A 24,870-nucleotide genomic window follows, 5' to 3' on the forward strand; every position below is an offset into this window, starting at 1 on the left:
CCAAGGCCGCGGGCCGCCGCGCCTTGAACTTGAACGGCCAACACCCTGCCGCGCTGTGCGCTTTCGGGACATTGGCGCTGTCATTTGCCTCAGGTCAAAGGCCGGACGCCATAAGCAGACATGCATTTACCGTAGGGTTCGGCTGGATGCGACCTTGGTCAGCGGCCCCAGATTGAACCATTCCGACAGCTTGCCTTGCGCCCAGGTATCCCCCAGCACCTCCAACTGTTGCGTTTCCATGGCGCGGGGCAAGGTACAATCGCCGCGAACGATGTAGATTGCGTCCGCCAGTGTACAGGCAAGATAGAGGTTCACCTCTCCGCCCGGATCGTCGATGCATAGCTCGCAGCGGTCTTTCTGATTGAGAAACCACCAGAATCTTTTCGACGGAATTTGGTCGGTCAATTCAAGCCGGATCAGGCAGCGCCTGTTGCCGAAAGCCTTTGGATTCGAGGTGCTTTCCAGACTCCATACAAGCAGCCCCAGATCCATTTCGTGTTTCTTCAGCTCGCGCCTTGTCCAGCGCTGGCCCCAGACCCCCAAAGCCTCGACCAGCGGCACGAACTCGCGACCCGATTCAGTCAGGACATACCCTTGGCGGCGCTCGCCAAAGTCGTGACGCATGACCACGCCTTCCTCGATCAACCATTTAAGTCGCGACGACAGCAGCGAGGGCGACATCAATGGCACACCGCGTTGCAGTTCGGAAAACCGTCGCGCACCGGCGGCAAGATCACGTATGATCAATGCGTTCCAGCGCTCGCAAAAAAGCTCTGCCGCTTTGGCAACCGGGCAGAACTGGCCATAGGACTTCATGCCGTTCACCTTCGTTTTGCTACAGTTTTAGAACTATATCCCGTTCCTCCGCTTACGTCACTCTGGACCTGTCAGAAGTAGGAAAAGAAGGAGTGCAACCATGCCAAGGAACGCCGCAACGACAGGACAGGTCACCAAATCGGCCGCAGAGATCTATGACGAATTCTTCGTACCGGCCTTGTTCGGTGAATGGGCAGGGCCTCTGTGCGATGCCGCAGGGATCAAGCCGGGTGACGCCGTGCTGGATGTTGCCTGCGGAACGGGGGCAACGACACGCGAAGCGGCGGCACGCAACCGCCCAAATGGCAGGGTTGCCGGGCTTGACCGGAACAGTGGCATGTTGGCAGTGGCACAAGCAAAAGCGCCGTCGATCGAGTGGTTCGAAAGCATGGCAGAGGACATGCCATTTGATGCCAATTCCTTCGACTCCGTACTTTGCCAATTCGGACTGATGTTCTTTGAAGATCCTGTACAGGCGTTGCAGGAAATGCGGCGGGTGTTGCGCCCCGGCGGGCGGATCGCCCTGTCTGTCTGGGACAGCGCAGACAATTCGCCCGGCTATGCCGAGATGATCGCGCTGATCGACGAAATGTTCGGAACGGTCGCCGCTGACGCCCTGCGTGCGCCCTTCGTTCTGGGCGACAGGGCTGCATTGCGCGCTGTGCTGGACAAGGCCGGTCTTCAGGGTGCCAGGCTGGCCATTTGCTCTGGGAACGCACGGTTTGCGTCAATTCGGGACTGGGTTCGGATGGATGTGCGCGGCTGGACCCTGGCGGACTTGATCGACGATGCCGGATTTGAAGAACTGGTCGCGAAAGCTGAGGAGCGGATGGTTCGGTTCGCCGCCAGCGACGGCTCGGTTACCTTTCCGGCCCCTGCGCATATCGCTGTCTGGACGCACCCGTAACGCGAAGTATTCGGTCTAGACCCGGTCCTTGGCATGAACGGAAACGACAGCTTTGCAAAGGGCAGCCTTCCGGCTGCCCCCTGTTCGACCTTAGCGCTTTGCATCAGAGCATATTGCTCAATAGTGGGAACTGGTGATGAGTTCCTCGGTTAAGCAAAATCAACAGGTTGGAGCGCATTCTGTGAAAGAAAATGAACGCGACACGCTATTGCTGCCCCAGCCGGATCAGCTCAACCGGCTGACCACAACTGTCACTTCGGGCTTTTTGCCGATCTCGTTCTGCGCGGACTGGCGCACGGCGCGTTTCAGACCCTCGTTCAGCTTGTCATCGTCGCGCAGCGTGGCGGCCTTGGACCGGCCCAGGAACTGGCTCAGGTCGGCTTCGATCACATCGGCAAGTGGTGCCTTGGAGCGGCCCGTCTCAGGCAGGCCCATCATGTCGACCCAGGGGTCGCCCAGCGGCTCGTCATCCTCGTCCAGGATCACCGTCACGGTCACATGCCCGTTCAGCGCCATGCGGATCCGGTCGCGGACAACCCCATCCAGCGCGCCGATCTGCACCGACCCATCCAGATAGGTGCGCCCGGTCTCGACGTATTCGGCCACAGTGGGTTTATTGCCGCTGAGGTCGATCATCATGCCATTGACGGCCAGCACACCGGTGATGCCCTTGGCATCCGCGATCTTGACGTGTTCACGCAGGTGACGGTGTTCGCCATGCATCGGGATCAGCACCTGTGGCTTGACCACGTCATGCAGGGTTTCCAGGTCAGGCCGGTTCGCGTGGCCGGAAACATGGTAAAGACCGGAACTGTCGTCCACCACATCCACACCGATTTCGGAGAACTGGTTGATGATGCGGATCACGCCGCGTTCATTGCCCGGAATCGTCTTGGAGGAGAACAGGAACATGTCCCCTTCCTTCATCTCGATCCCCTGATACTTGCCACGGGCAAGCTGTGCCGAGGCCGCGCGGCGTTCGCCCTGCGACCCGGTGACCAGCAGCAGGAGGTTCTCACGCGGGATGCCGCGGGCCTCTTCCGGGCTGACGGTGTTCGGGAAATCCTTCATCACGCCGGTTTCCAGCGCCGCCTCGACCATACGTTTCATCGCACGCCCCAGCAGGACGATGGACCGCCCCGCCTTGTCACCCGCAACCGCCAGCGTCTTTACCCGCGCCACGTTGGAGGCAAAAGTGGTCGCAACCACCATGCCCGACGCGCCACTGATCAGCTTTTCGATGTCGGGGCCAAGCGTTGCCTCGGACCGGCCCGGCAGCGGGGAAAACACGTTGGTACTGTCACAGACCAGCGCCTTGACCCCATCCTTGCAGACCTCGGCCCAAAGCGCGGGGTCAAAGGCCTCGCCCACGCCGGGGGTCAGGTCGATCTTGAAATCGCCGGAGTGGATCAGACGCCCCTCGGGCGTGTCGATCACCAGCGCGGAGGATTCAGGGATCGAATGCGAGATCGGCAGGAAGCCGACCTGGAACGGCCCCGCGCCCTGTTGGTGCGGCCAGGCCCCCACGGTTTGCACCGCGTCTTCGGGGTGCCCGTGTTCGGACATCTTGCGCCGCGCAATGTTGGCGGTGAAGGTCCGGGCATAGATCGGCGCCTGAAGGGCCTCATAGGTATGGGCCACCGCGCCAACGTGGTCTTCGTGCGCGTGGGTCACGAAAATCGCCTCGATCCGGTCGCGGCGGTCCTTCAGCCATTGGATATCGGGCAGGATCAGGTCCACACCGGGGCTGCCATCCATATCGGGAAAGGCCACGCCCATATCCACGACGATCAGCCGCTCCTTGCCCGGTTTCCCGTAGCCATACACATAGGCATTCATGCCAATTTCACCCGCCCCGCCGAGGGGAAGGTAGATCAATCTGTCGCTGCTCATATTATTCAGCTTTTTCCTTGTTATACTTATGGATCACGGTCAGGCCGTGCATCGTCAGGTCATCTTCAATGACATCGAAAAGGTCTTCGGTCTGGGCAAACAACGGGGCCAGCCCGCCGGTTGCGATAATCTTCATGTTCTGGTCGCGTTCGGCCTTGATCCGGGCACAGATTTCCTTGACCAGACCGACATAGCCCCAGAACACGCCCGATTGCATACAAGCGACCGTATTGGTGCCTACTACACGTTGTGGCTTGGTAATGTCCACATGCGGCAGTGCAGCCGCCGCCATATGCAGCGCCTCAAGGCTCAGGTTCACGCCCGGTGCAATCACCCCGCCCACGTAAGCGCCATCATGGCCCGCCACGTCAAAGGTGGTGGCGGTGCCGAAATCGACCACGATCAGGTTGCCGCCGTGCCGGTCATAGGCCCCGGAGGTGTTGACCAGACGATCCGGCCCCACGATCGTGCCCTGGTCCACGCGCGGATCAGCCGGCAGCAGGCAGTCGGGCTTACCAACCACCATGGGACGGCAGTTGAAATACTGGTCGGAAAAGACCCGCAGGTTGAACACCACACGCGGCACGGTGGAGGAGATGATCACATCGGTGATGTCGGGCTTGATCTGGTGATGGTTCAGCAGGGTCGAAAACCAGGTGAAATAGGCATCCGCCGTGCGCGCGTGATGGGTCGATGTGCGCATGGTGCACAGCGCCCGCCCCCCTTCATAGATGGAAAAGACCGTGTTGGTGTTCCCGCAGTCAATTGCCAAGAGCATCCCCGGCCCCCCTTCTTTCAGAAAAACACATCCGCAGCGGCAATCGCGACCCTGCCCTTTGCGGTGTTCAATATCAGATTCCCGTTCCGGTCCACATCCTCAAAGACGCCCGTGGTCTCATCGCGGGTGGTGCGGGCGCGGATGACCTCGCCCAGCCGTGCCGCATGGGTCAGCCAGGCGGTCCGGATGGGATCGAACCCGTAAGTAGTAAACTGGGTCTCCAGCACCGCGTATTCCGCCGCCAGCACCTCCAGAAACGCCTCTGGCGTGACGCCAAGCCCAAAGGCCCCGGCAAGGCTGACAGGCGTGACCGCCCCCGCTTCGACCTGATCCGCGCCCGGTGCATGGGCCAGGTTGACACCGATCCCGATCAGCAGGTGCGGGCCATTGGTTTCCAGCAGGATGCCCGCAACCTTGCCACCGTTCAGCAACACATCATTGGGCCATTTCAGGGCAAAGGGATCGGGCCGCCCGGTGACGACAACAAAGCTGCGGAAAAGCGCCAGCGAGGTCACAAAGGACCGCAGCGCGGCAATGCCCGGTGCCTCTGCATTCGGCAGGACCAGTGTCGCCGCGAAGTTCCCCCGAGGGGTGGACCATGCGCGGCCCCGCCTGCCCCGCGCTGCCGATTGTTCCTTTGCCAGTATCCATTCCGGGCCGGACAGATCACCCATCCTGCGCCCGGCCTCTGCCAGTGTGGAATCGACAGTGTCCAGCACCAGCCGCCCATATCCGTCGGGCCAGCCCATCATGGGGTGAGAGTCCGTGACTTGGGCAAGCTCAGCCTGTCAGACCGCACGCCGGTCAGTTGACAAGTGCCCCGGCGGCGGCGGCAGCCACGCCTTCGACACCGAACATGTTGATGATGCCCAGCACCATGATCAGGGCGGACGCCATCAGGAAACCGGACAACACGCTGCTGCCGGAGCGGTCCAGCGTATCGGTCTGCTCGGACCCGAAATACATGTAGAACACGATCCGCAGGTAATAATAGGCCCCGATCACCGATGCGATCACACCGGCCACCGCCAGCCAGGCCAACCCGGCGTCATAGGCGGCGCGCAGCACGTAAAGCTTGCCGAAAAAGCCCAGCATCGGCGGCACACCGGCCAGCGAGAACAGCAGCACCAGCATCGCCAGCGCCCGGCCCGGATTGGTCCTGGAGTACATGTTCAGCGATGCGATATCGGTCACCGGCGCGCCATCCCGGCTCATCAACAGGATAAAGGCGAAAGTGCCCACGTTCATGGTCACATAGATCGCCATATAGACCAGCATCGCCTGCACACCCAGAGCCGTACCTGCGGCCAGCCCCATCAGGGCATAGCCCATATGCGCGATTGAAGAGAACGCCATCAGGCGCTTGATATTGGTCTGGCCGATGGCCGCAACTGCGCCCAGGAACATCGACAGCACCGACAGCAGCGCGATGATCTGGCTCCAGTCGCTGACCGCATTGCCAAAAGCGTCATGCAGGACGCGCGCGAACAGGCCCATCGCCGCCACCTTGGGTGCGGTGGCAAAGAAGGCGGTGACCGGCGTGGGTGAGCCTTCGTAGACATCCGGCGTCCACATGTGGAACGGCACGGCGGAAACCTTGAAACCCATGCCCGCGATCAGGAAGACGATGCCAAAGAGCATGCCAAGCGAGGTTTCCCCCGCCTGCGCGGTCTGGATGATGCCGGAGAACAGCGTGGTGCCCGCATAGCCATAGACAAGCGACGCCCCATAAAGCAGCACACCCGAGCTGAGCGCGCCCAGCACGAAGTATTTCAGCCCCGCCTCGGTCGAGCGCACGGAATCGCGCCGCAGGGAGGCCACCACGTAAAGCGCCAGCGATTGCAGCTCCAGCCCCATGTAAAGCGCCATCAGGTCACCGGCGCTGACCATCATCATCATGCCCACGGCAGACAGGGCCACCAGCATCGGATATTCGAACCGCAGCAATCCGCGGGCTTTCATATAGCCTTCTGACATCAGCAGCACGGCTGCGGCGCTGAGCAGGATCGTGACCTTGGCAAAGCGGGCGAAACTGTCCTCGATGAACATGCCGTTGAAGGCCACGCGCGTGCCTTCGCCGGTAAAGCCGATCCAGGCGGCCAGCAGAACAAAGACCGCCGAGGTCAGCCAGATCAGCAGGCTGCCCACCTTGTCCTTGGTGGTATAGACCGCCACCAGCAGTCCCAGCAGGGCAAAGCCCGACAGCAGGATTTCTGGCAGGATGATGTTCAGATCAGCGGAAATCATCGCACGGGTCCTTTTAGTTCGACACTTCGGCGGTCTGGACTGCGGCGCCCGCCGCCTCCAGCGCGAGGTCATAATTTTCAACAAGCGCCGAGACCGAGGGGCCGATGATGTCCAGCACCAGTGCCGGGTAAACGCCCAGCAGCAGGGTCATCACCACCAGCGGCGCGAAAATCCACCGCTCGCGCGTGGTCATGTCGGTGATCGACCGCAGGCTTTCCTTGATCAGGTCACCCATGACCACCCGGCGATAGAGCCACAGCGCATAGGCGGCGGAAAAAATCACCCCGGTGGTCGCCACGGCGGCCACCCAGGTGTTGACCTGGAAGGTCCCCATCAGCGTCAGGAATTCACCCACGAAACCCGAAGTGCCCGGCAGGCCCACATTGGCCATGGTGAACAGCATGAAGATCAGCGCATAGGCAGGCATCCGGTTCACAAGGCCGCCATAGGCGTCAATCTCGCGGGTGTGCATCCTGTCATAGATCACGCCGACACAGAGGAACAACGCGCCCGAGATGAAGCCGTGGCTGATCATCTGGAAAATCGCACCATCGACCCCCTGCTGGTTCGCGGCAAAGATGCCCATCGTCACGAAACCCATATGTGCGACCGAGGAATAGGCGATCAGCTTTTTCATGTCGTCCTGCACCAGCGCCACAAGGCTGGTATAGACGATGGCAATCGCGCTCATCCACAGCACCAGCGGGGTCAGCACCTCAGCCCCCACCGGGAACATCGGCAGAGAGAACCGCAGGAAACCGTAGCCCCCCATCTTGAGCAGGATCGCCGCCAGCACAACCGACCCAGCCGTGGGGGCCTGAACGTGGGCATCGGGCAGCCAGGTATGGACCGGCCACATCGGCATCTTGACCGCAAAGCTGGCGAAGAAGGCGATGAACATCAGCGTCTGCATCCCGCCGATCACCTGCACGCCCAGCAGGCTGAAGCTGTCAGAGGCGAAGGTATGTTTCAGCAGGCTGACATCGCAGGCCCCGATGCAGGTGGTGCCCGCATCGGTGTACATCGCCACCATGGCCACCAGCATCAGCACCGAGCCAAGGAAGGTATACAGGAAGAATTTGAAGCTGGCGTAGATCCGGTTGGCCCCGCCCCAGATGCCGATGATCAGGAACATCGGGATCAGACCGGCCTCGAAGAACAGGTAGAACAGGATCAGGTCCAGCGCCATGAAGACGCCCAGCATCAGGGTTTCCAGCAGCAGGAAGGCGATCATGTATTCCTTGACCCGCACCTCGACGTTCCAGCTGGCGGCAATCACCAGCGGCATCATGAAGGTGGTCAGCATCACAAACAGCACCGAAATGCCATCGACGCCCAGCCGGTATTTCAGCCCCAGCAGCCATTCCGATTCCTCGACGAACTGGAATCCGGTGTTGCTTGGGTCAAAATCGAAAAGCACGAACAGCGAAATCAGGAAGGTTGCCGAGGTGGTGATCATCGCCAGCCACTTGGCATTGCGCGCCGCCGCCGCATCATCGCCGCGCAGGAACACCGCAAGGACCAGCGCCGCAAAGGCGGGCATGAAGGTGATGATGGAAAGAAGATGCGTGTCCATCAGCGGGACCCTCCGGTCATCGTCATCCATGTGACCAGAACCGCGATCCCGATCACCATGGCGAAGGCATAGGTAAAGATGTAGCCAGACTGCGCCTTGCCGGCGAGCCGCGTGAACCAGGGCACAATGCCCATCGCGATCCCGTTCAGGGTGCCGTCGATCACATTGCCATCGCCGCGCTTCCACAGGAAGCGGCCAATCGCCTTGGCCGGACGGACAAAGATCACGTCATAGATTTCGTCAAAGTACCATTTGTTCAGCAGGAACTGGTAAAGCGGCTGCTGGTTTGCGGCCAGACGGCCCGGCAACGTCGGGTTCCAGATGTAGAACCACAGCGCCAGCACAAAGCCCAGCAGCATCGCGATAAAGGGGCTGACCTTGACCCATGTCGGGGCCTCGTGCGCGGCATCCAGAACGTGGTTCTCGGGGCCAAAGTACAAAGCCCCCTCGCCCGGCGCACCGCCAAAGGCAGCGTGATGTCCGCCACCATGGCCCGCTTCCGCTGCGTCGCCGTGTCCGGCCTCTGCCCCCTCTTCGGTTGCGGCATGCGCCTCGCCCGCGCCTTCGGCATGGGTGTCACCACCTGCGGCCATTTCCGCCAGCGGAATGTCATAGAATTCCGCCATCTCTTCGGTCGAGCCGAAGAAGCTGCCGTACCACAACATGCCCGAGAACACCGCGCCCAGGGCCAGAACACCCAGCGGCACCAGCATGGTCATCGGGCTTTCATGTGCGTGGTCATGGGTATGCCTGTCGCCACGCGGCTTGCCGTGGAACGTCAGGAAGATCAGCCGCCAGCTGTAGAAGCTGGTCATCGCTGCGGCCACAACCAGCAGCCAGAAGCCATACATGGACCCGCCACCCCAGGCGCTTTCGATGATCGCGTCCTTGCTGAGGAACCCGGCGAAACCGATATGTGTCAGCGGTATGCCGACGCCGGTGATCGCCAGCGTGCCAATCATCATCGCGGCATAGGTATAGGGGATCTTTTTGCGCAACCCGCCATAGTTGTTCATGTCCTGCTCGTGGTGCATGGCATGAATGACAGAGCCCGCGCCCAGGAACAGCATCGCCTTGAAGAACGCGTGCGTGAACAGGTGGAACATCGCCGCCGAATACATGCCGACGCCTGCGGCCACGAACATGTAACCCAGTTGCGAACAGGTGGAATAGGCGATCACGCGCTTGATGTCGGTCTGCACCAGACCCACGGTCGCGGCAAAGAAGGCCGTCGTGGCCCCGATCACGGTGACAAAGGTCATCGCCTGCGGTGCAAATTCCATCAGCGGCGACATGCGGCAGACCAGGAAGACACCCGCCGTCACCATGGTCGCGGCATGGATCAGCGCCGACACCGGTGTCGGGCCTTCCATCGCGTCGGGCAGCCAGGTGTGCAGGAAGAGCTGGGCCGATTTGCCCATCGCACCCACGAACAGGAGGAAAGCGATCAGGTTCGCCGCGTTCCAGTCGGTCCAGAGGAACGAAATGCTCTGCTCTGCCAGATCAGGGGCCGATGCAAAGATATCGTCAAACCGGATGCTGTCCGTCATCAGGAACAGCGCAAAGATGCCCAGGGAAAAGCCGAAGTCGCCCACCCGGTTGACCACAAACGCCTTGATCGCGGCAGCATTGGCGCTGGGTTTGCGATAGTAGAAGCCGATCAGCAGGTAGGAGGCAACGCCCACCCCTTCCCAGCCAAAGAACATCTGCACCAGGTTGTCAGAGGTCACCAGCATCAGCATGGCGAAGGTAAAGAACGACAGATAGGCAAAGAACCGGGCGCGGTATTGCTCGGTGTCCTTGAAATTCTCGTCATGGGCCATGTAGCCAAAGGAATAAAGGTGCACGAGGCTGGACACCGTGGTGACAACGATCAGCATGATCGCGGTCAGCCGGTCCAGCCGGATCGACCAGTCGGTGGCCAGGGTGCCGGAATCGATGAACCGCATGATCGTGATATGTTCGGTCGGCCCGTCAAAAGTCAGGAATACGATCCAGGACAGGATCGCCGCGAGAAACAACAGGCCTGTCGAAACCCACTGCGCCGCTGGCTGTCCGATGATTTTCCAGCCGAAACCGCAGATCAGTGAACCGACAAGCGGGGCGAAAAGGAGTATGGTTTCCATTGCCCTCAGCCCTTCATCACGTTGACGTCTTCGACGGCGATGGTGCCGCGATTACGGAAGAAACAAACCAGGATCGCCAGACCAATCGCCGCCTCTGCGGCCGCAACGGTCAGCACGAACAGCGTATAGACCTGCCCCACTAGATCGCCGAGAAAACTGGAGAATGCGACAAAGTTGATGTTCACCGCCAAGAGCATCAGTTCGATGCTCATCAGCAGGATGATCACGTTCTTGCGGTTCAGGAATAGCCCGAAGATGCCGATGACAAACAGCGTCGCCGCCACTGTCAGGTAATGTTCAAGTCCGATCATGTCGTCCCTCGTCTCGCGCCCTGTTGCCGGGCTTCTAGTCTTTCGTGTTCCCGACTTCCACCGGGAACCCGCCGGTCAGCCGATAAATCCGTAGCCGCCGATCAAAACGATCAGCACGACAATCAGCACCACGATGGTATTTCTAGACATTTGATTTCCTGACCTATCCGCCAAAATATCCGTTTGCGACCAACACGCCGACAATGATTGCCACCGCCACCGCTATGGCCACGCCGGGTTTCACAATCCCTGCCCCGATTTCACGTCACGCAGTTCCATCGCCTTGGCCGGGTCGCGCATCATCTGCGCCACAACGTCCTGACGCTTCACATCCGCGCGGTGGCGCAGGGTCAGCACGATGGCCCCGATCATCGCCACCAGCAGGATCAGACCTGCAAGCTGGAACAGCAGGAAATACTGGTCATAGAGGATCAGGCCCAGAGCCTCGGTGTTGAAAGTGTTCGGGTCCGTCACCTGCGCGCGCAGCCCCTCGGCGGCGTCGTTGGTTTCCCAGACGCCAAAGGCCATGACGAACTGCATCAGAATCACCAGACCGATCAGCAGCGCCAGCGGCATGTATTTCGCCATCTCTGCCTTGAGTTCGGCAAAATCGACGTCCAGCATCATGACCACAAAAAGGAACAACACCGCAACCGCGCCGACATAGACGATGATCAGCAGCATCGCGACAAATTCCGCCCCCAGCAGCACAAACAGCCCCGCAGAGCTGAGAAAGGCCAGGATCAGCCAGAGCACCGAATGCACCGGGTTCCGGCTGACCACGGTCAAAAGCCCGCCCGTGATCACGCAAATGGCAAACAGATAGAATGAAAAGACCGTCATTCCTTACCCTCTTTTTCGTCCCAGACCTGTCCGGCCAGTTCCAAGGCGCGGCTCATCGCCGGGACACCGGCAAAAACCGACATCTGGCCGATTGTCTCGGTGATATGTTGTTTGGTTGCCCCGGCCTCCAGCGCGTGCCGCACTGTCTGGCGCAGGGCCACATCGTTCTGCGCGCCCTGCATGGTCAGCCCCGCAAGGGTCAGCAGCAGCCGCGTCCGCGCGTCCAGCCCGCCCTCGTTGACAGTGTTGCCGAACATCATTTCCATCATGTCCTTGGGCATGGTGCCCATCATCGCCTCGAACACCTTGGGCGAAAAGGCATCCATCGCCGGAAACGATTTTGCCATCTCCTGGGCCTGGCGCATCATCGCCTCAAAGGGATTGCTGGGATCACTCATCGGTAGGGCGCATCTATTTCGAGGTTGCGGGCAATCTCGGCTTCCCAGCGTTCGCCGTTCGCCAGCAGCTTGTCCTTGTCATAGTACAGCTCTTCGCGGGTTTCGGTGCTGAACTCGAAATTCGGCCCCTCGACGATGGCATCCACCGGGCAGGCCTCCTGACAGAAACCGCAATAGATGCACTTGGTCATGTCGATGTCATAACGCGTGGTGCGGCGGCTGCCGTCATCGCGCGGTTCCGCGTCGATGGTGATGGCCTGCGCCGGGCAGATCGCCTCGCAAAGCTTGCAGGCGATGCAGCGTTCCTCGCCGTTGGGATAGCGGCGCAGCGCATGTTCACCACGGAAACGCGGCGACAGCGGCCCCTTTTCATGCGGATAGTTTACCGTCGCCTTGGGCCGGAACATATGTTTGAACCCCAGCGCGAAACCCAGCGCGAAATCCTGCAACAGGAAATACTTGGCGGCGCGGGAATAGTCGATTTGTGTCATATCAGCCTCCTACGGGCCAGCGGGCGTAGATGCCCCAGAACCATTCGAATTTTGCCGCGAATGCCACGAAAACCACCCAGAACAGCGAGAACGGCAGGAACACCTTCCAGCCCAGGCGCATCAGCTGGTCATAGCGGTAGCGCGGGGTGATCGCCTTGACCATGGAGAACATGAAGAAGACGAACAGCATCTTCAGGAACATCCACAGGAACCCGTCCGGCAGGAAGGGGATCGGCGACAGCCAGCCGCCCAGAAACAGCAGCGACACCAGCGCGCACATCAGAACCACGGCCACCAGTTCGCCAATCATGAACAGCAGGAAGGGCGTGGATGAATATTCAACCTGATAGCCCGCCACCAATTCGCTTTCCGCTTCGGGAAGGTCAAATGGCGGGCGGTTGGTTTCGGCCAGCGCCGAGATGAAGAACAGCATCAGCATCGGGAAATGCGGCAGGAAGTACCAGTTGAAGATGCCCCCGGCCCCCTCCTGCGCCGCGACGATGGCGGAGAAGTTCATCGACCCGGTCGAGATGATCACCCCGATGATGATCAGACCGATGCTGACCTCATAGGAAATCATCTGCGCGGCAGAGCGCAGCGAGCCCAGGAACGGGTATTTCGAGTTCGAGGCCCAGCCGCCCATGATCACGCCATATACCTCCAGAGAGGAAATCGCGAAGACATAGAGGATCGCCACATTGATGTCCGACAGCACCCAGCCGTCGTTGAAGGGGATCACGGCCCAGGCGATCAGCGCCATGACCAGGCTGACCATCGGCGCCAGCAGGAACACCGCCCGGTCCGCCCCGGCGGGAATCACCACTTCCTTGACCACGTATTTCAGCAGGTCGGCAAAACTTTGCAGCAGGCCAAAGACACCCACCACATTGGGCCCGCGCCGCATCTGCACGGCGGCCCAGATCTTGCGGTCGGCGTACATCAGGAACGCCAGGCACACCAGCAGCGGCAGCAGGATCAACATGACCTGCCCCGTGACCAGCAGCCCGATCCCCAACCCCGTGTTCGTAAAGAAGTCAGCCATTGTCCCTCACACCGTCGGTATGCCTTTTTCCACGCAGCTCTGCGTGGTCACTTCAGCATCAATTGTCTTTATGCCCCGTGGCAAGCTTGGCGAGATTGTATAAACAGCATCCGCCCGCCAGATGCCACCCTCTTGCTCTACATTTGTGCGCACATGGCGTGCAAATCCGTAGCCCCGGATCAGCGTATAGCGTGCGGCGGCGCATTCGGCATAATCCGCCACGTCCTGCGTGGAAAGCGCCTTGGTCATCGCCACGTTGAACTGCACCAGGTCACCATCCAGCAAAACGGTCTCTACCCCCTTGTATTCCGGGATAAAATCAGAGGCCACAGGCACCTGCGGTTCACATGCGCCCAAGGCCATCATCGCAAGGACGGCGGTTGTTCTCACTCCGCCGCCATGGGTTTTGTACGGCGCGCCGCCGCATTGGCGGACAGTTCCGCCATCAATTGGCTGGCCCGTGCGATCGGGTTCGACAGATAGAAATCCGCAATCGCGGTGCCAAAGGGGGCCTTGTCCATCTTGCCGCCTGCAACCGGCTGCCAGTCGTTCTCCGCCACCACGTCCACATCGCCCAGATGCGGCACATCCTTGACCAGCGCACGGCGCAGGGCCGCAATGGAATCGAACGGCAGGGTGGCGTCCATCTCGGCGCTCAGCGCGCGCAGGATGGCCCAGTTCTCCTTGGCCTGACCGGGGGCAAAGCTGGCGCGTTGCGCAACCTGCGGGCGGCCTTCGGTGTTCACGAACAGGCCGGGTTCTTCGGTATAGGCGGCACCGGGCAGGATGATGTCGGCACGATGCGCACCCCGGTCGCCGTGGCTGCCCTGGTAGATCACGAAAGGACCGGCGGGGATGTCGCCCTCGTCGGCGCCCAGGTTGTAGATGACGTCGGCCCCCATCACCTCGGTGATGCCGCCTTCGGCAGTGGCACCGATGTCCATTGCGCCCACGCGGCCTGCCGCCGTGTGCAGAACCATCAGCTTGCTTTCGGTCTTTTCGGCCAGTTCCATCGCAGCGGCCAGCACCGCCTCGCCGTCCGCGCGGGCCAGTGCTGCCTGACCCACGATCACGACGGAAGGCACCTCAAGCACCCGGCTGAACGTATTGCCCAAAACCTTTTCAAGCGCGGCGGGATCGTCGCCCATGTGATGATATTCATACGTCAGATCAACGGGTTGGCCGATCAGGCCAATGTCGGCCCCACGCGACCACGCCTTGCGGATACGCGCGTTCAACACCGGCGCTTCGACCGCCGGATTGGTGCCGATCAACTGGATCATCTTGGCGCTGTCCAGATCCTCGATGGTCGCTGTCCCGACATAGCCGGAGCGGTTGCCCGCCGGCAGCTTGGCCCCGTCGGTGCGGCATTCGACAACACCGCCCTGCCCTTCGATCAATGTTTTCAATGCATAGGCCGCCTCGACCGGCACCAGATCGCCAACCAGACCGGCGACTTTCTTGCCCTTCATCGCGGCAGCGGCAGCGGCCAGCGCCTCGGGCCAGTCCGCCTTGCGCAGCTTGCCGTTCTCGCGAATGTAGGGCGTATCCAACCGCTGGCGGCGCAGCCCGTCCCAGACAAAGCGGGTCTTGTCGGAAATCCATTCCTCGTTCACGCCGTCATGGTTGCGCGGCAGCATCCGCATCACTTCGCGACCCTTGGTGTCGACACGGATGTTGGAGCCAAGCGCATCCATCACGTCGATGCTTTCGGTCTTGGAAAGCTCCCAGGGGCGTGCGGTAAAGGCATAGGGTTTGCTGACCAGCGCCCCCACCGGGCAAAGGTCGATGATATTGCCTTGCAGGTTCGATTCGAGCGTTTCCCCCAGGTAGGAGGTAATCTCCGCATCTTCGCCACGGCCGGTCTGGCCCATCTTGTGCACACCTGCGACCTCGGTGGTGAAGCGCACGCAGCGGGTGCAGGAAATGCAGCGCGTCATATGGGTTTCGACCAGCGGGCCAAGGTTCAGATCCTCGGTCGCGCGCTTGGGCTCGCGGTAGCGCGAAAAATCGACGCCATAGGCCATGGCCTGATCCTGAAGATCACATTCGCCACCCTGGTCGCAGATCGGGCAATCCAGCGGGTGGTTGATCAGCAGGAACTCCATCACGCCCTCGCGGGCCTTCTTGACCATGGGGCTGTTGGTTTTCACCACCGGCGGCTGGCCCTCGGGACCGGGGCGCAGATCGCGTACCTGCATGGCGCAACTGGCGGCGGGCTTGGGCGGGCCGCCCACAACCTCGACCAGACACATGCGGCAGTTGCCCGCAATCGAAAGCCGCTCGTGATAACAAAAGCGCGGGATCTCGACGCCCGCCTGCTCACAGGCCTGAATGAGCGTCATCGCCCCTTCGGTTTCGATTTCCTTGCCATCAATGATGATCTTGCGCAGGTCGCTCATAGGTTCACTTTGCTCTCAGTAACGAACCGATCCGGCTCTGTTTTTGAATCTCTTCGAGTCCAAGCGCACAATAGCTTTGTGGATCGGAAGTATCGACCCCTCTCGCCTTGAAAAACGCCCGTCCGCGCGCTTTGAGCCGTTCTTTTTCCGCATCGCTTTTGCGATAGGCGTCAATTTCAGCATCCGTATAGCCCAGGTCATTGGCCTGACCCTTGATTTTCCACAGAAAACTGGTGGCCCTGATCAGCCGGGCATTGATTGTGGGACAGTTCTTGCGGATCGCATCGGCGATTCCGACATCCAGCAGGGCATCGTCGATCGCGGCAACCTCGCGCAGCGGCGGTTTGGCCGAAACCGGGGCGGCCAGCACTCCCAGATTTAACAGGGCAATCATCATCAAACGCATTTCACTCTCCTATGGAAGGTGACCGACAGGTGGGTGACCCGGCACTGATATGCAATAACACCCCGCCAACACAGCCATTTTCCGCAGGTTTCAGCGCACCCCCTACTGGGCTTGCGGGCAGGTGCCCTGATAGGTCAGCGTGTCATCGACGATGCGCAGCTGGTCCGCCGGCGTGTCCGGCCCCACCACCCAGTCGATGTCGGAACTGCCATAGGTCGCCACGCAATACCCGTTTGCGGCATGCAGCACGGCCCCCCGCGCCCCTTCAAAGGACTGCGAAACACCTTTGACCGTCGCCACGAATTCGTCGCGTTGCTTGTCGACCCGCTTGACCTTGGTGCGGAAATATTTGCCGTCAAAGGCAAAGCGGTTCTTGTCCTCGGAACAGCCAGCAACCAGAACGGCGCAAAGCAGCGCCATGACGCTATGTCGGGTCTTCATCATTTCTGCACTCTCGAATGGGTGGGGCGTTGCGCTTCGGCCTTGTCGATCACGACGATGGAATCATGCACATGCACGCCGCTGATTTCGCGCTTCATCTGCGGAAGCTGCGCCGGTTTGTTGTTGTGATACCACATGTGCATGTCATCTATCATCCTGCGCACCGTGTTATAGAAATTATCCGGCGCGTCAAAGCCGCCGCCGAAACGCGGGTAATAGGCGGTGTGCAGATCCTCGATCATATAGGTGCCCCCCGTCGTCAGCAGCGGGAACAACACCCGCAGCGATGCCTCGATATGGGGCATCCGGTGACTGCCGTCGTCCAGCACCACATCAACGCCGCCCATCTCCTCGACCACGGCGGCCAGGAATGCCGGATCGTCCTGCGATCCGATGCGCACCATGCCGGACTGGCCGTCGTATTGCGCACAGTCGGGATTGATGTCGATGCCACACAGCACCGCATCCTTGCCCAGATACCGCCGCCACATCTGCAAGGACCCGCCGTTGTTCACCCCGATCTCAAGGAACCTGACCGGCGTGTCACGGTAACGGCTGAAATAGCGGTCATAGAGCGGCAGATAGTGGTGCCACTTGTGCACCTTCACCCCATCGTTCTGCGCGTAGATGTCCAGCAGGTCACCGTCAAATCCGTATCGTTCCCTGATGTCGGCGGCGACATCCCCGTCGTCGGGAAATCTGAACTTCTTCATCGGCGGTCTCCTGCACGGCCCTTGGGGTTTTTCCCTTATTTCTCAACATATCCGCCAATTCGAGGTGTCAGGCAACCTCTGTCTGGCGACAACCGTGGGTCCTGTGCATTGTTGCCGCAGGCAGGTGGCCCCAGCCAAAGGCATGATCGCTGTCGCCATGGGCGCGCAGATGGTCGAGCCGATTGAGCGCTTCGCTCAGGTCAGGCTGGTGGCCCTGCGGCACCCACCACATCACGAAATGCATCTCACCCAGCACCTGAAACCATTCGGCGCGGCGTTCGTAGAATTTCTTGTGCACCGTACCCCAGACAAAGGTTTCCAGCGTGGCGATACTGTCCCAGACACTCAGGTTCGGAATAAACAACGGGTCGCCCGCGATTGCCGTGTCGGTGTTGCCTGCCCCGGTCTCGCCCTCCATCATCCACTGAAAACCGGGCATCCGCTTGGCCAGCCCGTTGATCCGGTCGAGGTTCGCCATGAATTCCGCCACGCGCGGATCATCCTGCGCGGCGACAAGCCTGCCGACGTTCAATTCCGCCAGATGCATGTCTTTCATCGTCTCTCCCCTATCCTATCCGCAGGCACTTGCCTTCCAAAGCTGCGCCTCCTTGAGGTGCTCCCAGCCAAAGGCATGATCGGTTGGCCCGTGGTCTTCCAGATGCCGGAACCGCGCCATCGCCTCTGTCATTGTGGGCCGATGCCCGACCGGCACCCACCACATGCAAAACCGCAGGCTGGCCCCCATGTCGTACCATTCCGCCTTGCGGTCATAAAATCGTTTGTGAACCGTGTTCCACACGAAATGCTCAAGGCTCGCCACGTCCTCCCAGACACTGAGCGTCGAGGCCATGCGGGGGTTCGCCCCCATCACGCCGTCTGCGTGGGTCTGTTCGAACTCCATCTCCGCATCATCCATGCGCCAGACAAAACCCGGCGATCGTGCGGCGACACCGTTCACGAGGTCCAGACCCTTCACGAAGTACTGCACGCGCGGATCGTCCCAGTCGTATTTCAGGATGCCAAGGTTCAGCTCCGCCAGGTGATGTCCTTGGGGGGCAATCACTTCAGATAGCGGTCCAGGCAGCCATCCCCACCAGTCCCAGCACGCACGTGAAACCGATCATCCAGACGGCGGAGCGCAGGGCCTGGATTTCCGTGCCGATATGCACCACCGCCACCGCAATGCGCGACACAAGGAACACGGAGGCCAGCAGATTGACCCAGAACGGATCGGCCCCGGCCAGAATCGCGGCGACAGTCGCCCCTATGAAGGGGCCGGATATCTCCATCGCATTGGCAAAGGCACGCCCCCGACGATAGACCACATTGCTGTAATCGCGCTTGGGATGACCGCAGGTGCAGGTGTTTTCGGCATTCTTGCCCCGTGTCGCAACCATGCCCAGAACCAAACAGACTACCGACCAAAGCGCCAGCGACAGGATCGCATGCCCGTAGGCGTCAAAGCCCCCGGTCATTCCGCTGCCACCGCGCTGACCCGCCCGGTCCGCTTGTGCTTGATACGGTCCTCGATCTCGTCCCGGAAATGCCGGATCAACCCCTGAATCGGCCAGGCCGCCGCATCGCCAAGCGCACAGATCGTGTGGCCCTCGACCTGCTTGGTCACATCCAGCAGCATGTCGATTTCCTCGGGCTCCGCATCGCCAGAGACCAGCCGGTCCATCACCCGCATCATCCAGCCGGTGCCTTCACGACACGGTGTACACTGGCCGCAGCTTTCGTGCTTGTAGAACTTCGACAACCGCCAGATCGCCTTGATCACATCGGTGGAATTGTCCATCACGATCACCGCCGCCGTGCCAAGGCCCGACCGCTGCTCGCGCAGGTAATCAAAATCCATGATCGCGTCTTTCATCTGCGCACCGGGGATCAGCGGCACGGAAGACCCGCCGGGGATCACCGCCTTGAGATTGCTCCAGCCGCCCCGGATGCCGCCGCAATGGGTCTCGATCAATTCTTCAAAGGAGATGCTCATCGCCTCTTCGACCACGCAGGGGTTGTTCACATGGCCCGACACGGCAAACAGCTTGGTGCCCGCATTGTTGGCCCGCCCGAAACCGGCAAACCATTCCGGCCCGCGCCGCAGGATCGTGGGCACCACAGCAATGGATTCCACATTGTTCACGGTGGTCGGGCAGCCATAAAGACCCGCGCCCGCCGGGAACGGCGGCTTCATGCGCGGCATGCCCTTCTTGCCCTCAAGGCTTTCCAGCAGGGCGGTTTCCTCGCCGCAGATATAGGCGCCCGCGCCATGGGCCAGATACAGGTCGAAATCCCAGCCGGATTTCGCCGCGTTCCTGCCCAGCAGGCCCGCGTCATAGGCCTCGTCGATGGCGGCCTGAAGCGCCTCGCGCTCGCGGATGTATTCACCGCGGATGTAGATATAGCAGGCATGCGCATTCATCGCGAAAGACGCGATCAGGCAGCCCTCGATCAGCGTGTGCGGATCATGGCGCATGATCTCGCGGTCCTTGCAGGTGCCGGGTTCGGATTCGTCCGCATTGATCACCAGATAGGCCGGACGCCCGTCGCTTTCCTTGGGCATGAAGGACCACTTGAGCCCGGTGGGAAAGCCCGCGCCGCCCCGGCCACGCAAGCCGCTTGCCTTCATCTGGTCGATGATCCAGTCGCGTCCCTTCTTGAGAATCCCGGCGGTCCCGTCCCAATGGCCACGCTGTTGCGCGCCCTTCAGGCTGCGGTCATGCATCCCGTAGATGTTGGTAAAGATGCGGTCCTGATCTGCAAGCATTGCTGCGTCCCCTACGTTTGTCCCGGCCCCTGAGGGCCGTTTGTCTGTTGCCCCGAAAGGAGCGTTCTATCCATCATCCGCAGACCGGCGGGCCTGCCAGAGCTGATAGGCCAATACCAGCGCCCAGAACAGCGCCGCAAGTGCGGCAAAGTCGATCAGCAGCGCATAGCGGCCCGGCAACCCCAACGCCGGACCAGCCCAGTTCGCAGCCAGCCAGATCAGCATGGTCCCGGCAATCACCAGTGCCACGGTCTGACCCTTGCGGGACAGTGCCTTATCGCTCTGCTCACTCATGCGCGGCCCGGTTGCCCCCTTGGCGGTTTACTTCTTTTTCTTCTTCGAAAACTCGGTTTCGCCGCCCTTGGCAAGGATCTTGGCCTGGCTCATCCAGTCGTCGCGCTCGATCCGGCCCTTGAAGCGCAGGCGCTCATCGACCCAGGCGATCTCTTTCTTGCGCCAGCCCGCAACCTGGCTGAAATGCCAGATGCCCAGGCCGTTCAGGGTCTGCTCCAGCTTGGGGCCGACGCCGCTGATCAGCTTCAGATCATCGGCACCTTCGGCACGCGGGCCATCCATCAGCTCGGGCTTGCCGTCCGCAGCCACCGGCGCGCGCTTGGCCTTGGCCGGTGCGGCCTCTGCCGCCGGTGCAGGCTCCGCCACGGCGGGGGACGCAGTTGCCGCAGCCTTGGCAGGCGCATCCTTCTTGGCAGGCGCATCCGCGCTGTCTTTCTCGTATTTCCAATCGCCCTTGCGCGCCGCCAGTTCTGCCTGACCGGCCAAAGGTGCGGAGGGTTTGACAGCTGAATCGGAAGCAGCCGCTTTTGGCGTATCGGCCGCTGCGGAGGCCGCTGGTTTCTCCGCCTCCTTGGGTGCCTCAGCCGTCTTTGGCGCGTCGGTCACGGAGGGGGCCACTGCCGATGCAGCCGCCGTCGGCGCGGCAACGGCATCCGCCGTCGGCGCTGCAGCAGGACTGCTGCCAGACGCACCCGGACAGATCGCCAGAGAAAGGAACAGACCGACAACCAGCGCGATGACAACCGCCAATATCACGGCTGCGGCAAAGCCCCAGCCCCCGACCAGCATAAACAAAACCCCGATTACAAGGCCGCCAATAATGGCCAGCGCCCAGCTTCTCGTGGTGCAGCTCATCGCATTGTCATTCTCAGCCATCTAATGTTCCCTCTCCCGTCAGACCGGTTCCGGCCCGGATTAAGTGTCGTAAAGACCATCCTTGCTGGCACGGGTGGAAAACTCGGTCTCCTCACCTGCGGCCAGACGCGTGGCCTGATCCACCCAGCTGTCACGCGACACGCGGCCCTTGAACCCTTTCAGGTTCTGATCGACCCAGGCCACTTCCTCCGCGCCCCAACCGGCAATCTGATCGTAGTGGAAAAAACCCATTTCGTTCAGCATTTTTTCCAACTTGGGCCCGACGCCCTTGATCATCTTGAGATCATCCGCCCCGGAATCACGCGCCGCAGCCATCGTGGCGGGCTTGGTCCCCGGTCCTTCAGGCGCACCGGATTGCGCCTTCACGTCCTGCTTGGCCTTGGGGGCGACGCTGCCTTCGGCCGGTTTTGCCTTGGCCTTGACATCGGGTGCCTCGCCTTCTGCTTCGGCGTATTTGTCCGAACTGTCACCCTTGTTGCGCGGGGCCTTCGCCTCCGCCTTGCTGCGGCCCGCCTGCGCGCCATCGGGGCCTTTGGGCGGCATCATGTCGTCCCGCTTTGCCTTGGACGGTTTGCCGCCCGCATTGGCGGCCTTGCCCTGCCAGGGCGTCAGCAGGGGCACCTCGGTGCCGTCGATCCGCTTGATCGTGTCGCCAATATCGACCGCAAGCTGAACGCTGGCGTTATACTGCGTGCGACCGCTGTCGTGATCCTTGAGGCTGGTCAGCCCGCCCAGAGGCTCAGAGGCATAGCGCCCGTTCTGCGGACCCGGCACCGGCACCTTGCCCGCCGCCATCTCATCCAGCAGCTTGCCGAAACCCTCTGCGGTCAGATCCTCGTAATAATCCTTGCCGATCTGCGCCATCGGCGCATTGGCGCAGGAGCCGAGGCATTCGACCTCTTCCCAGGAAAACTTGCCATCCGCCGACAGCTCATGGGCATTCGGCGCGATCCGCTCTTTGCAGACCGCCATCAGGTCCTCTGCCCCGCAAATCATGCAGGAGGTGGTGCCGCAGACCTGAATATGTGCCACGGAACCAACGGGTTGCAGTTGGAACATGAAGTAGAAAGTCGCAACCTCAAGCCCCCGGATATAGGCCATGCCCAGCATCTCCGACACATGCTCGATCGCCGGACGGCTCAGCCAGCCCTCCTGTTCCTGCGCACGCCACAAGAGCGGGATGATGGCAGAGGCCTGCCGCCCCTCGGGGTATTTGGTGATCTGCGCTTCGGCCCATTTCTGGTTGGCGGGCGTGAAGGCGAAACTCTCGGGTTGGTCGGGGTGCAGTCGGCGGAGCATCAGGTCAGGCTTTCGTAAGTGCAGAGACGGCAGGTGCCTCCGGCAGGGGTATTTTCAAAAGGGTAAAGAGGCAAAGACGCGCTCACCGGTCAATCTCCCCGAACACCACATCCATGGTGCCGATGATCGCGGCGACATCCGCCAGTTGGTGACCCTTGGAGATGTGGTCCATCGCCTGCAAGTGCAGGAAGCCGGGTGCGCGGATCTTGCAGCGGTAAGGCTTGTTGGAGCCGTCGGCCACAAGGTAAACGCCGAATTCCCCCTTGGGGGCCTCGACTGCGCAATAGACTTCGCCCGCAGGCACGTGGAACCCTTCGGTGTAAAGCTTGAAGTGGTGGATCAGGCTTTCCATGTCGGTTTTCATCGCGGTGCGGCTGGGCGGCGTGATCTTGCCGCGCGCCAGCACATCACCCTGCCCTTCGGGCGCGCGCAGTTTTTCGATGGCCTGTTCCATGATGTGAACGGACTGGCGCATTTCCTCCATCCGGCAGAGGTAACGGTCAAAGCAGTCGCCGTTCTTGCCCACCGGCACCTGGAAGTCGAATTCGTCATAACATTCATAGGGCTGCGCGCGCCGCAGGTCCCAGGCCAGGCCCGATCCCCGCACCATCACACCGGAGAAGCCGTAATTCAGAATGTCCTCTTCGCTGACCACGCCGATATCGACGTTGCGCTGTTTGAAGATGCGGTTTTCGGTCAGCAACCCGTCAATGTCCGCAAGGATATCGGGGAAGGATTTGCACCAGGCCTCGATATCGTCGATCAGCGCATCGGGCAGGTCCTGATGCACGCCGCCGGGCCGGAAATAGGCCGCGTGCAGACGCGCGCCGCAGGCCCGCTCGTAAAAGATCATCAGCTTTTCGCGCTCTTCAAAGCCCCAGAGCGGCGGGGTCAGCGCGCCCACGTCCAGCGCCTGCGTGGTCACGTTCAGCAGGTGGTTCAGCACCCTGCCGATTTCGCAGAACAGCACCCGGATCAGCGAGGCGCGGCGCGGTACCGGTGTGCCGGTCAGCTTTTCGATGGCCAGACACCAGGCATGCTCTTGGTTCATCGGCGCCACGTAATCCAGCCGGTCGAAATACGGCAGGTTCTGCAAATACGTCCGGCTTTCCATCAGCTTTTCGGTGCCACGGTGAAGCAGGCCGATATGCGGGTCGCAACGTTCGACGATCTCGCCGTCCAGTTCAAGCACCAGCCGCAAAACCCCATGCGCCGCAGGGTGTTGCGGGCCGAAGTTGATGTTGAAATTGCGGATCTTCTGTTCGCCTGTCAGGGCGTCGGTCGATCCGTCGTCATAGCGGTTCACGCGAATATCGCCGTCCATCATTTACGTCCCTTCGACTGGCGGTCCAGCGGCTGCGGGTCATCCCGGCGGATGCGCAGCGGAACCTGTTGGCGCGCACCAAGCAAACGGGCAAACAATTCTTCCAGAAATGCGATCATCACAGTTTCTCCAACTCTTGCAGCTTCAGCCCCATCCACCACAATAGCGCGATGGTTCCGAAAGGGACGACACAGACCGCCGCCCAGTATTTGTTGATGCCAAAGAACGGCAGCAGCTTGAGCATCGGAATGGCCGTCAGCGCCGACAGGATAAGCCACCACATGCCGCCCATTACTTGGCTCCTTCCGCCTTGTCGTCACCGGGCAGGATGTATTCCGCACCCTCCCAGGGCGACATGAAATCAAACTGGCGGTATTCCTGCACCAGCGACACCGGCTCATAGACGACCCGCTTTTGCGCCTCGTCATAGCGCACTTCGGTATAGCCCGTGGTCGGAAAATCCTTGCGCAGCGGATAGCCGCGAAAGCCATAGTCGGTGAGAATGCGGCGCAGATCCGGGTGACCGGAGAACAGGATGCCGTACATGTCGAAAACTTCACGCTCGAACCAGTTGGCCGACGGGTGGACATTGACCAGGCTTGGCACCATGTCCTTTTCCCGTGTCGCCACCCGCAGGCGGATGCGGTGGTTCTGGTACATGCTCAGAAAGTGATAGACCACGTCGAACCGCTTGGCCCGCCCGGCATAATCCACTGCCGTGATGTCCACGAGGGTGGAGAACCGGCAGGTCGGGTCACCCCTGAGAAACTCCACCAGCCCGGCGATATTGGTCAGGGTGACGTCCATGTTCAACTCACCCTGCGCAATGTCCCACGCCAGGATGCAATCGGGGCGTTTGGCCTCGATATAGGCACCAAGTTCCTGAAGTTGCTCGCTCATCTTAAATCCTTCCAGACGCG

At 61.1% G+C, this 24,870-nt stretch carries 28 protein-coding genes; 1 reads left to right on the top strand and 27 read right to left on the bottom strand.

The window, feature by feature from the left end:
* Positions 1 to 126 precede the first annotated feature (126 nt).
* Positions 127 to 816 (bottom strand): winged helix-turn-helix transcriptional regulator, encoded by a 690-nt coding sequence (locus tag A8B82_RS02310; protein WP_067287771.1) that lies wholly within the window; start codon positions 814 to 816, stop codon positions 127 to 129.
* Positions 817 to 916: 100 nt separating this feature from the next.
* Here A8B82_RS02310 and A8B82_RS02315 point away from each other — a divergent pair, with 100 nt between their 5' ends.
* Complete coding sequence (locus A8B82_RS02315) at positions 917 to 1,723, top strand: class I SAM-dependent methyltransferase (protein ID WP_067287775.1); 807 nt, start codon at positions 917 to 919, stop codon at positions 1,721 to 1,723.
* 225 nt (positions 1,724 to 1,948) lie between these two features.
* Here A8B82_RS02315 and A8B82_RS02320 read toward each other — a convergent pair whose 3' ends face one another.
* The 26 genes from A8B82_RS02320 to A8B82_RS02440 form a co-directional block, all read right to left on the bottom strand.
* Positions 1,949 to 3,616: a ribonuclease J gene (locus A8B82_RS02320; protein WP_067287777.1), complete on the bottom strand. Its 1,668-nt coding sequence runs from the start codon at positions 3,614 to 3,616 to the stop codon at positions 1,949 to 1,951.
* A gap of 1 nt (position 3,617) precedes the next feature.
* A complete protein-coding gene (locus A8B82_RS02325; protein ID WP_067287778.1) occupies positions 3,618 to 4,394 on the bottom strand; it encodes a type III pantothenate kinase in 777 nt (258 codons plus the stop codon).
* 17 nt (positions 4,395 to 4,411) lie between these two features.
* A complete protein-coding gene (locus A8B82_RS02330; protein ID WP_067287779.1) occupies positions 4,412 to 5,146 on the bottom strand; it encodes a biotin--[acetyl-CoA-carboxylase] ligase in 735 nt (244 codons plus the stop codon).
* Positions 5,147 to 5,198: 52 nt separating this feature from the next.
* Positions 5,199 to 6,641 (bottom strand): NADH-quinone oxidoreductase subunit NuoN, encoded by a 1,443-nt coding sequence (gene nuoN, locus A8B82_RS02335; RefSeq protein WP_067287780.1) that lies wholly within the window; start codon positions 6,639 to 6,641, stop codon positions 5,199 to 5,201.
* Positions 6,642 to 6,654: 13 nt separating this feature from the next.
* A complete protein-coding gene (locus tag A8B82_RS02340) occupies positions 6,655 to 8,217 on the bottom strand; it encodes an NADH-quinone oxidoreductase subunit M (RefSeq protein WP_067287918.1) in 1,563 nt (520 codons plus the stop codon).
* On the bottom strand, positions 8,217 to 10,343 hold the full coding sequence (gene nuoL, locus A8B82_RS02345; protein WP_067287781.1) for an NADH-quinone oxidoreductase subunit L: 2,127 nt from the start codon (positions 10,341 to 10,343) through the stop codon (positions 8,217 to 8,219). Before nuoL ends, A8B82_RS02340 begins: the two co-directional genes overlap by 1 nt.
* 5 nt (positions 10,344 to 10,348) lie before the next feature.
* Positions 10,349 to 10,654 (bottom strand): NADH-quinone oxidoreductase subunit NuoK, encoded by a 306-nt coding sequence (gene nuoK, locus A8B82_RS02350; RefSeq protein WP_025048953.1) that lies wholly within the window; start codon positions 10,652 to 10,654, stop codon positions 10,349 to 10,351.
* Positions 10,655 to 10,894: 240 nt separating this feature from the next.
* Positions 10,895 to 11,497, bottom strand: coding sequence for an NADH-quinone oxidoreductase subunit J (locus tag A8B82_RS02355; protein WP_067287782.1), 603 nt, complete (start codon positions 11,495 to 11,497; stop codon positions 10,895 to 10,897).
* Positions 11,494 to 11,895 (bottom strand): carboxymuconolactone decarboxylase family protein, encoded by a 402-nt coding sequence (locus tag A8B82_RS02360; RefSeq protein ID WP_067287783.1) that lies wholly within the window; start codon positions 11,893 to 11,895, stop codon positions 11,494 to 11,496. Before A8B82_RS02360 ends, A8B82_RS02355 begins: the two co-directional genes overlap by 4 nt.
* The gene (gene nuoI / locus A8B82_RS02365) at positions 11,892 to 12,386 is read right to left on the bottom strand and encodes an NADH-quinone oxidoreductase subunit NuoI (RefSeq protein ID WP_067287785.1); all 495 of its coding nucleotides are present in this window, start codon (positions 12,384 to 12,386) and stop codon (positions 11,892 to 11,894) included. The genes A8B82_RS02360 and nuoI overlap by 4 nt, the downstream gene beginning before the upstream one ends.
* Position 12,387: 1 nt before the next feature.
* Positions 12,388 to 13,428 carry an NADH-quinone oxidoreductase subunit NuoH gene (gene nuoH / locus A8B82_RS02370; RefSeq protein ID WP_067287786.1) on the bottom strand — a complete coding sequence of 347 codons (1,041 nt, stop codon included), beginning with the start codon at positions 13,426 to 13,428 and terminating at the stop codon, positions 12,388 to 12,390.
* 6 nt (positions 13,429 to 13,434) lie between these two features.
* Complete coding sequence (locus A8B82_RS02375) at positions 13,435 to 13,794, bottom strand: hypothetical protein (protein ID WP_067287921.1); 360 nt, start codon at positions 13,792 to 13,794, stop codon at positions 13,435 to 13,437.
* Between the two features lie 20 nt (positions 13,795 to 13,814).
* Entirely contained in the window at positions 13,815 to 15,830 is a 2,016-nt protein-coding gene (gene nuoG, locus A8B82_RS02380; RefSeq protein ID WP_067287787.1) for an NADH-quinone oxidoreductase subunit NuoG, read from the bottom strand.
* 4 nt (positions 15,831 to 15,834) lie between these two features.
* A complete protein-coding gene (locus A8B82_RS02385) occupies positions 15,835 to 16,236 on the bottom strand; it encodes a DUF5333 domain-containing protein (protein WP_067287788.1) in 402 nt (133 codons plus the stop codon).
* Between the two features lie 102 nt (positions 16,237 to 16,338).
* The gene (locus tag A8B82_RS02390) at positions 16,339 to 16,680 is read right to left on the bottom strand and encodes a hypothetical protein (protein WP_235604598.1); all 342 of its coding nucleotides are present in this window, start codon (positions 16,678 to 16,680) and stop codon (positions 16,339 to 16,341) included.
* A complete protein-coding gene (locus A8B82_RS02395; RefSeq protein ID WP_082899097.1) occupies positions 16,677 to 17,390 on the bottom strand; it encodes a class I SAM-dependent methyltransferase in 714 nt (237 codons plus the stop codon). Before A8B82_RS02395 ends, A8B82_RS02390 begins: the two co-directional genes overlap by 4 nt.
* Positions 17,391 to 17,457: 67 nt before the next feature.
* Positions 17,458 to 17,946, bottom strand: coding sequence for a DUF3291 domain-containing protein (locus A8B82_RS02400; protein WP_067287790.1), 489 nt, complete (start codon positions 17,944 to 17,946; stop codon positions 17,458 to 17,460).
* 15 nt (positions 17,947 to 17,961) lie between these two features.
* Positions 17,962 to 18,453 carry a DUF3291 domain-containing protein gene (locus A8B82_RS02405; RefSeq protein ID WP_067287791.1) on the bottom strand — a complete coding sequence of 164 codons (492 nt, stop codon included), beginning with the start codon at positions 18,451 to 18,453 and terminating at the stop codon, positions 17,962 to 17,964.
* A 1-nt stretch (position 18,454) separates the two neighbouring features.
* Positions 18,455 to 18,865, bottom strand: a complete 411-nt coding sequence (locus A8B82_RS02410; protein WP_067287793.1) for an MAPEG family protein — start codon at positions 18,863 to 18,865, stop codon at positions 18,455 to 18,457.
* On the bottom strand, positions 18,862 to 20,157 hold the full coding sequence (nuoF, locus tag A8B82_RS02415) for an NADH-quinone oxidoreductase subunit NuoF (RefSeq protein WP_067287795.1): 1,296 nt from the start codon (positions 20,155 to 20,157) through the stop codon (positions 18,862 to 18,864). The genes A8B82_RS02410 and nuoF overlap by 4 nt, the downstream gene beginning before the upstream one ends.
* A gap of 66 nt (positions 20,158 to 20,223) precedes the next feature.
* On the bottom strand, positions 20,224 to 20,451 hold the full coding sequence (locus A8B82_RS02420; protein ID WP_067287797.1) for a DUF5337 domain-containing protein: 228 nt from the start codon (positions 20,449 to 20,451) through the stop codon (positions 20,224 to 20,226).
* 27 nt (positions 20,452 to 20,478) lie between these two features.
* Complete coding sequence (locus A8B82_RS02425) at positions 20,479 to 21,327, bottom strand: hypothetical protein (RefSeq protein ID WP_067287798.1); 849 nt, start codon at positions 21,325 to 21,327, stop codon at positions 20,479 to 20,481.
* A gap of 39 nt (positions 21,328 to 21,366) precedes the next feature.
* Positions 21,367 to 22,626 carry an NADH-quinone oxidoreductase subunit E gene (locus tag A8B82_RS02430; RefSeq protein ID WP_067287800.1) on the bottom strand — a complete coding sequence of 420 codons (1,260 nt, stop codon included), beginning with the start codon at positions 22,624 to 22,626 and terminating at the stop codon, positions 21,367 to 21,369.
* A gap of 82 nt (positions 22,627 to 22,708) precedes the next feature.
* Positions 22,709 to 23,953 (bottom strand): NADH-quinone oxidoreductase subunit D, encoded by a 1,245-nt coding sequence (locus A8B82_RS02435; RefSeq protein WP_067287802.1) that lies wholly within the window; start codon positions 23,951 to 23,953, stop codon positions 22,709 to 22,711.
* Between the two features lie 115 nt (positions 23,954 to 24,068).
* Positions 24,069 to 24,242 carry a hypothetical protein gene (locus A8B82_RS24305; RefSeq protein WP_162841701.1) on the bottom strand — a complete coding sequence of 58 codons (174 nt, stop codon included), beginning with the start codon at positions 24,240 to 24,242 and terminating at the stop codon, positions 24,069 to 24,071.
* The gene (locus A8B82_RS02440; RefSeq protein WP_067287804.1) at positions 24,242 to 24,850 is read right to left on the bottom strand and encodes an NADH-quinone oxidoreductase subunit C; all 609 of its coding nucleotides are present in this window, start codon (positions 24,848 to 24,850) and stop codon (positions 24,242 to 24,244) included. The genes A8B82_RS24305 and A8B82_RS02440 overlap by 1 nt, the downstream gene beginning before the upstream one ends.
* Positions 24,851 to 24,870 lie beyond the last annotated feature (20 nt).

The organism is Sulfitobacter sp. EhC04 (assembly GCF_001650875.1).
Lineage (GTDB): Bacteria > Pseudomonadota > Alphaproteobacteria > Rhodobacterales > Rhodobacteraceae > Sulfitobacter.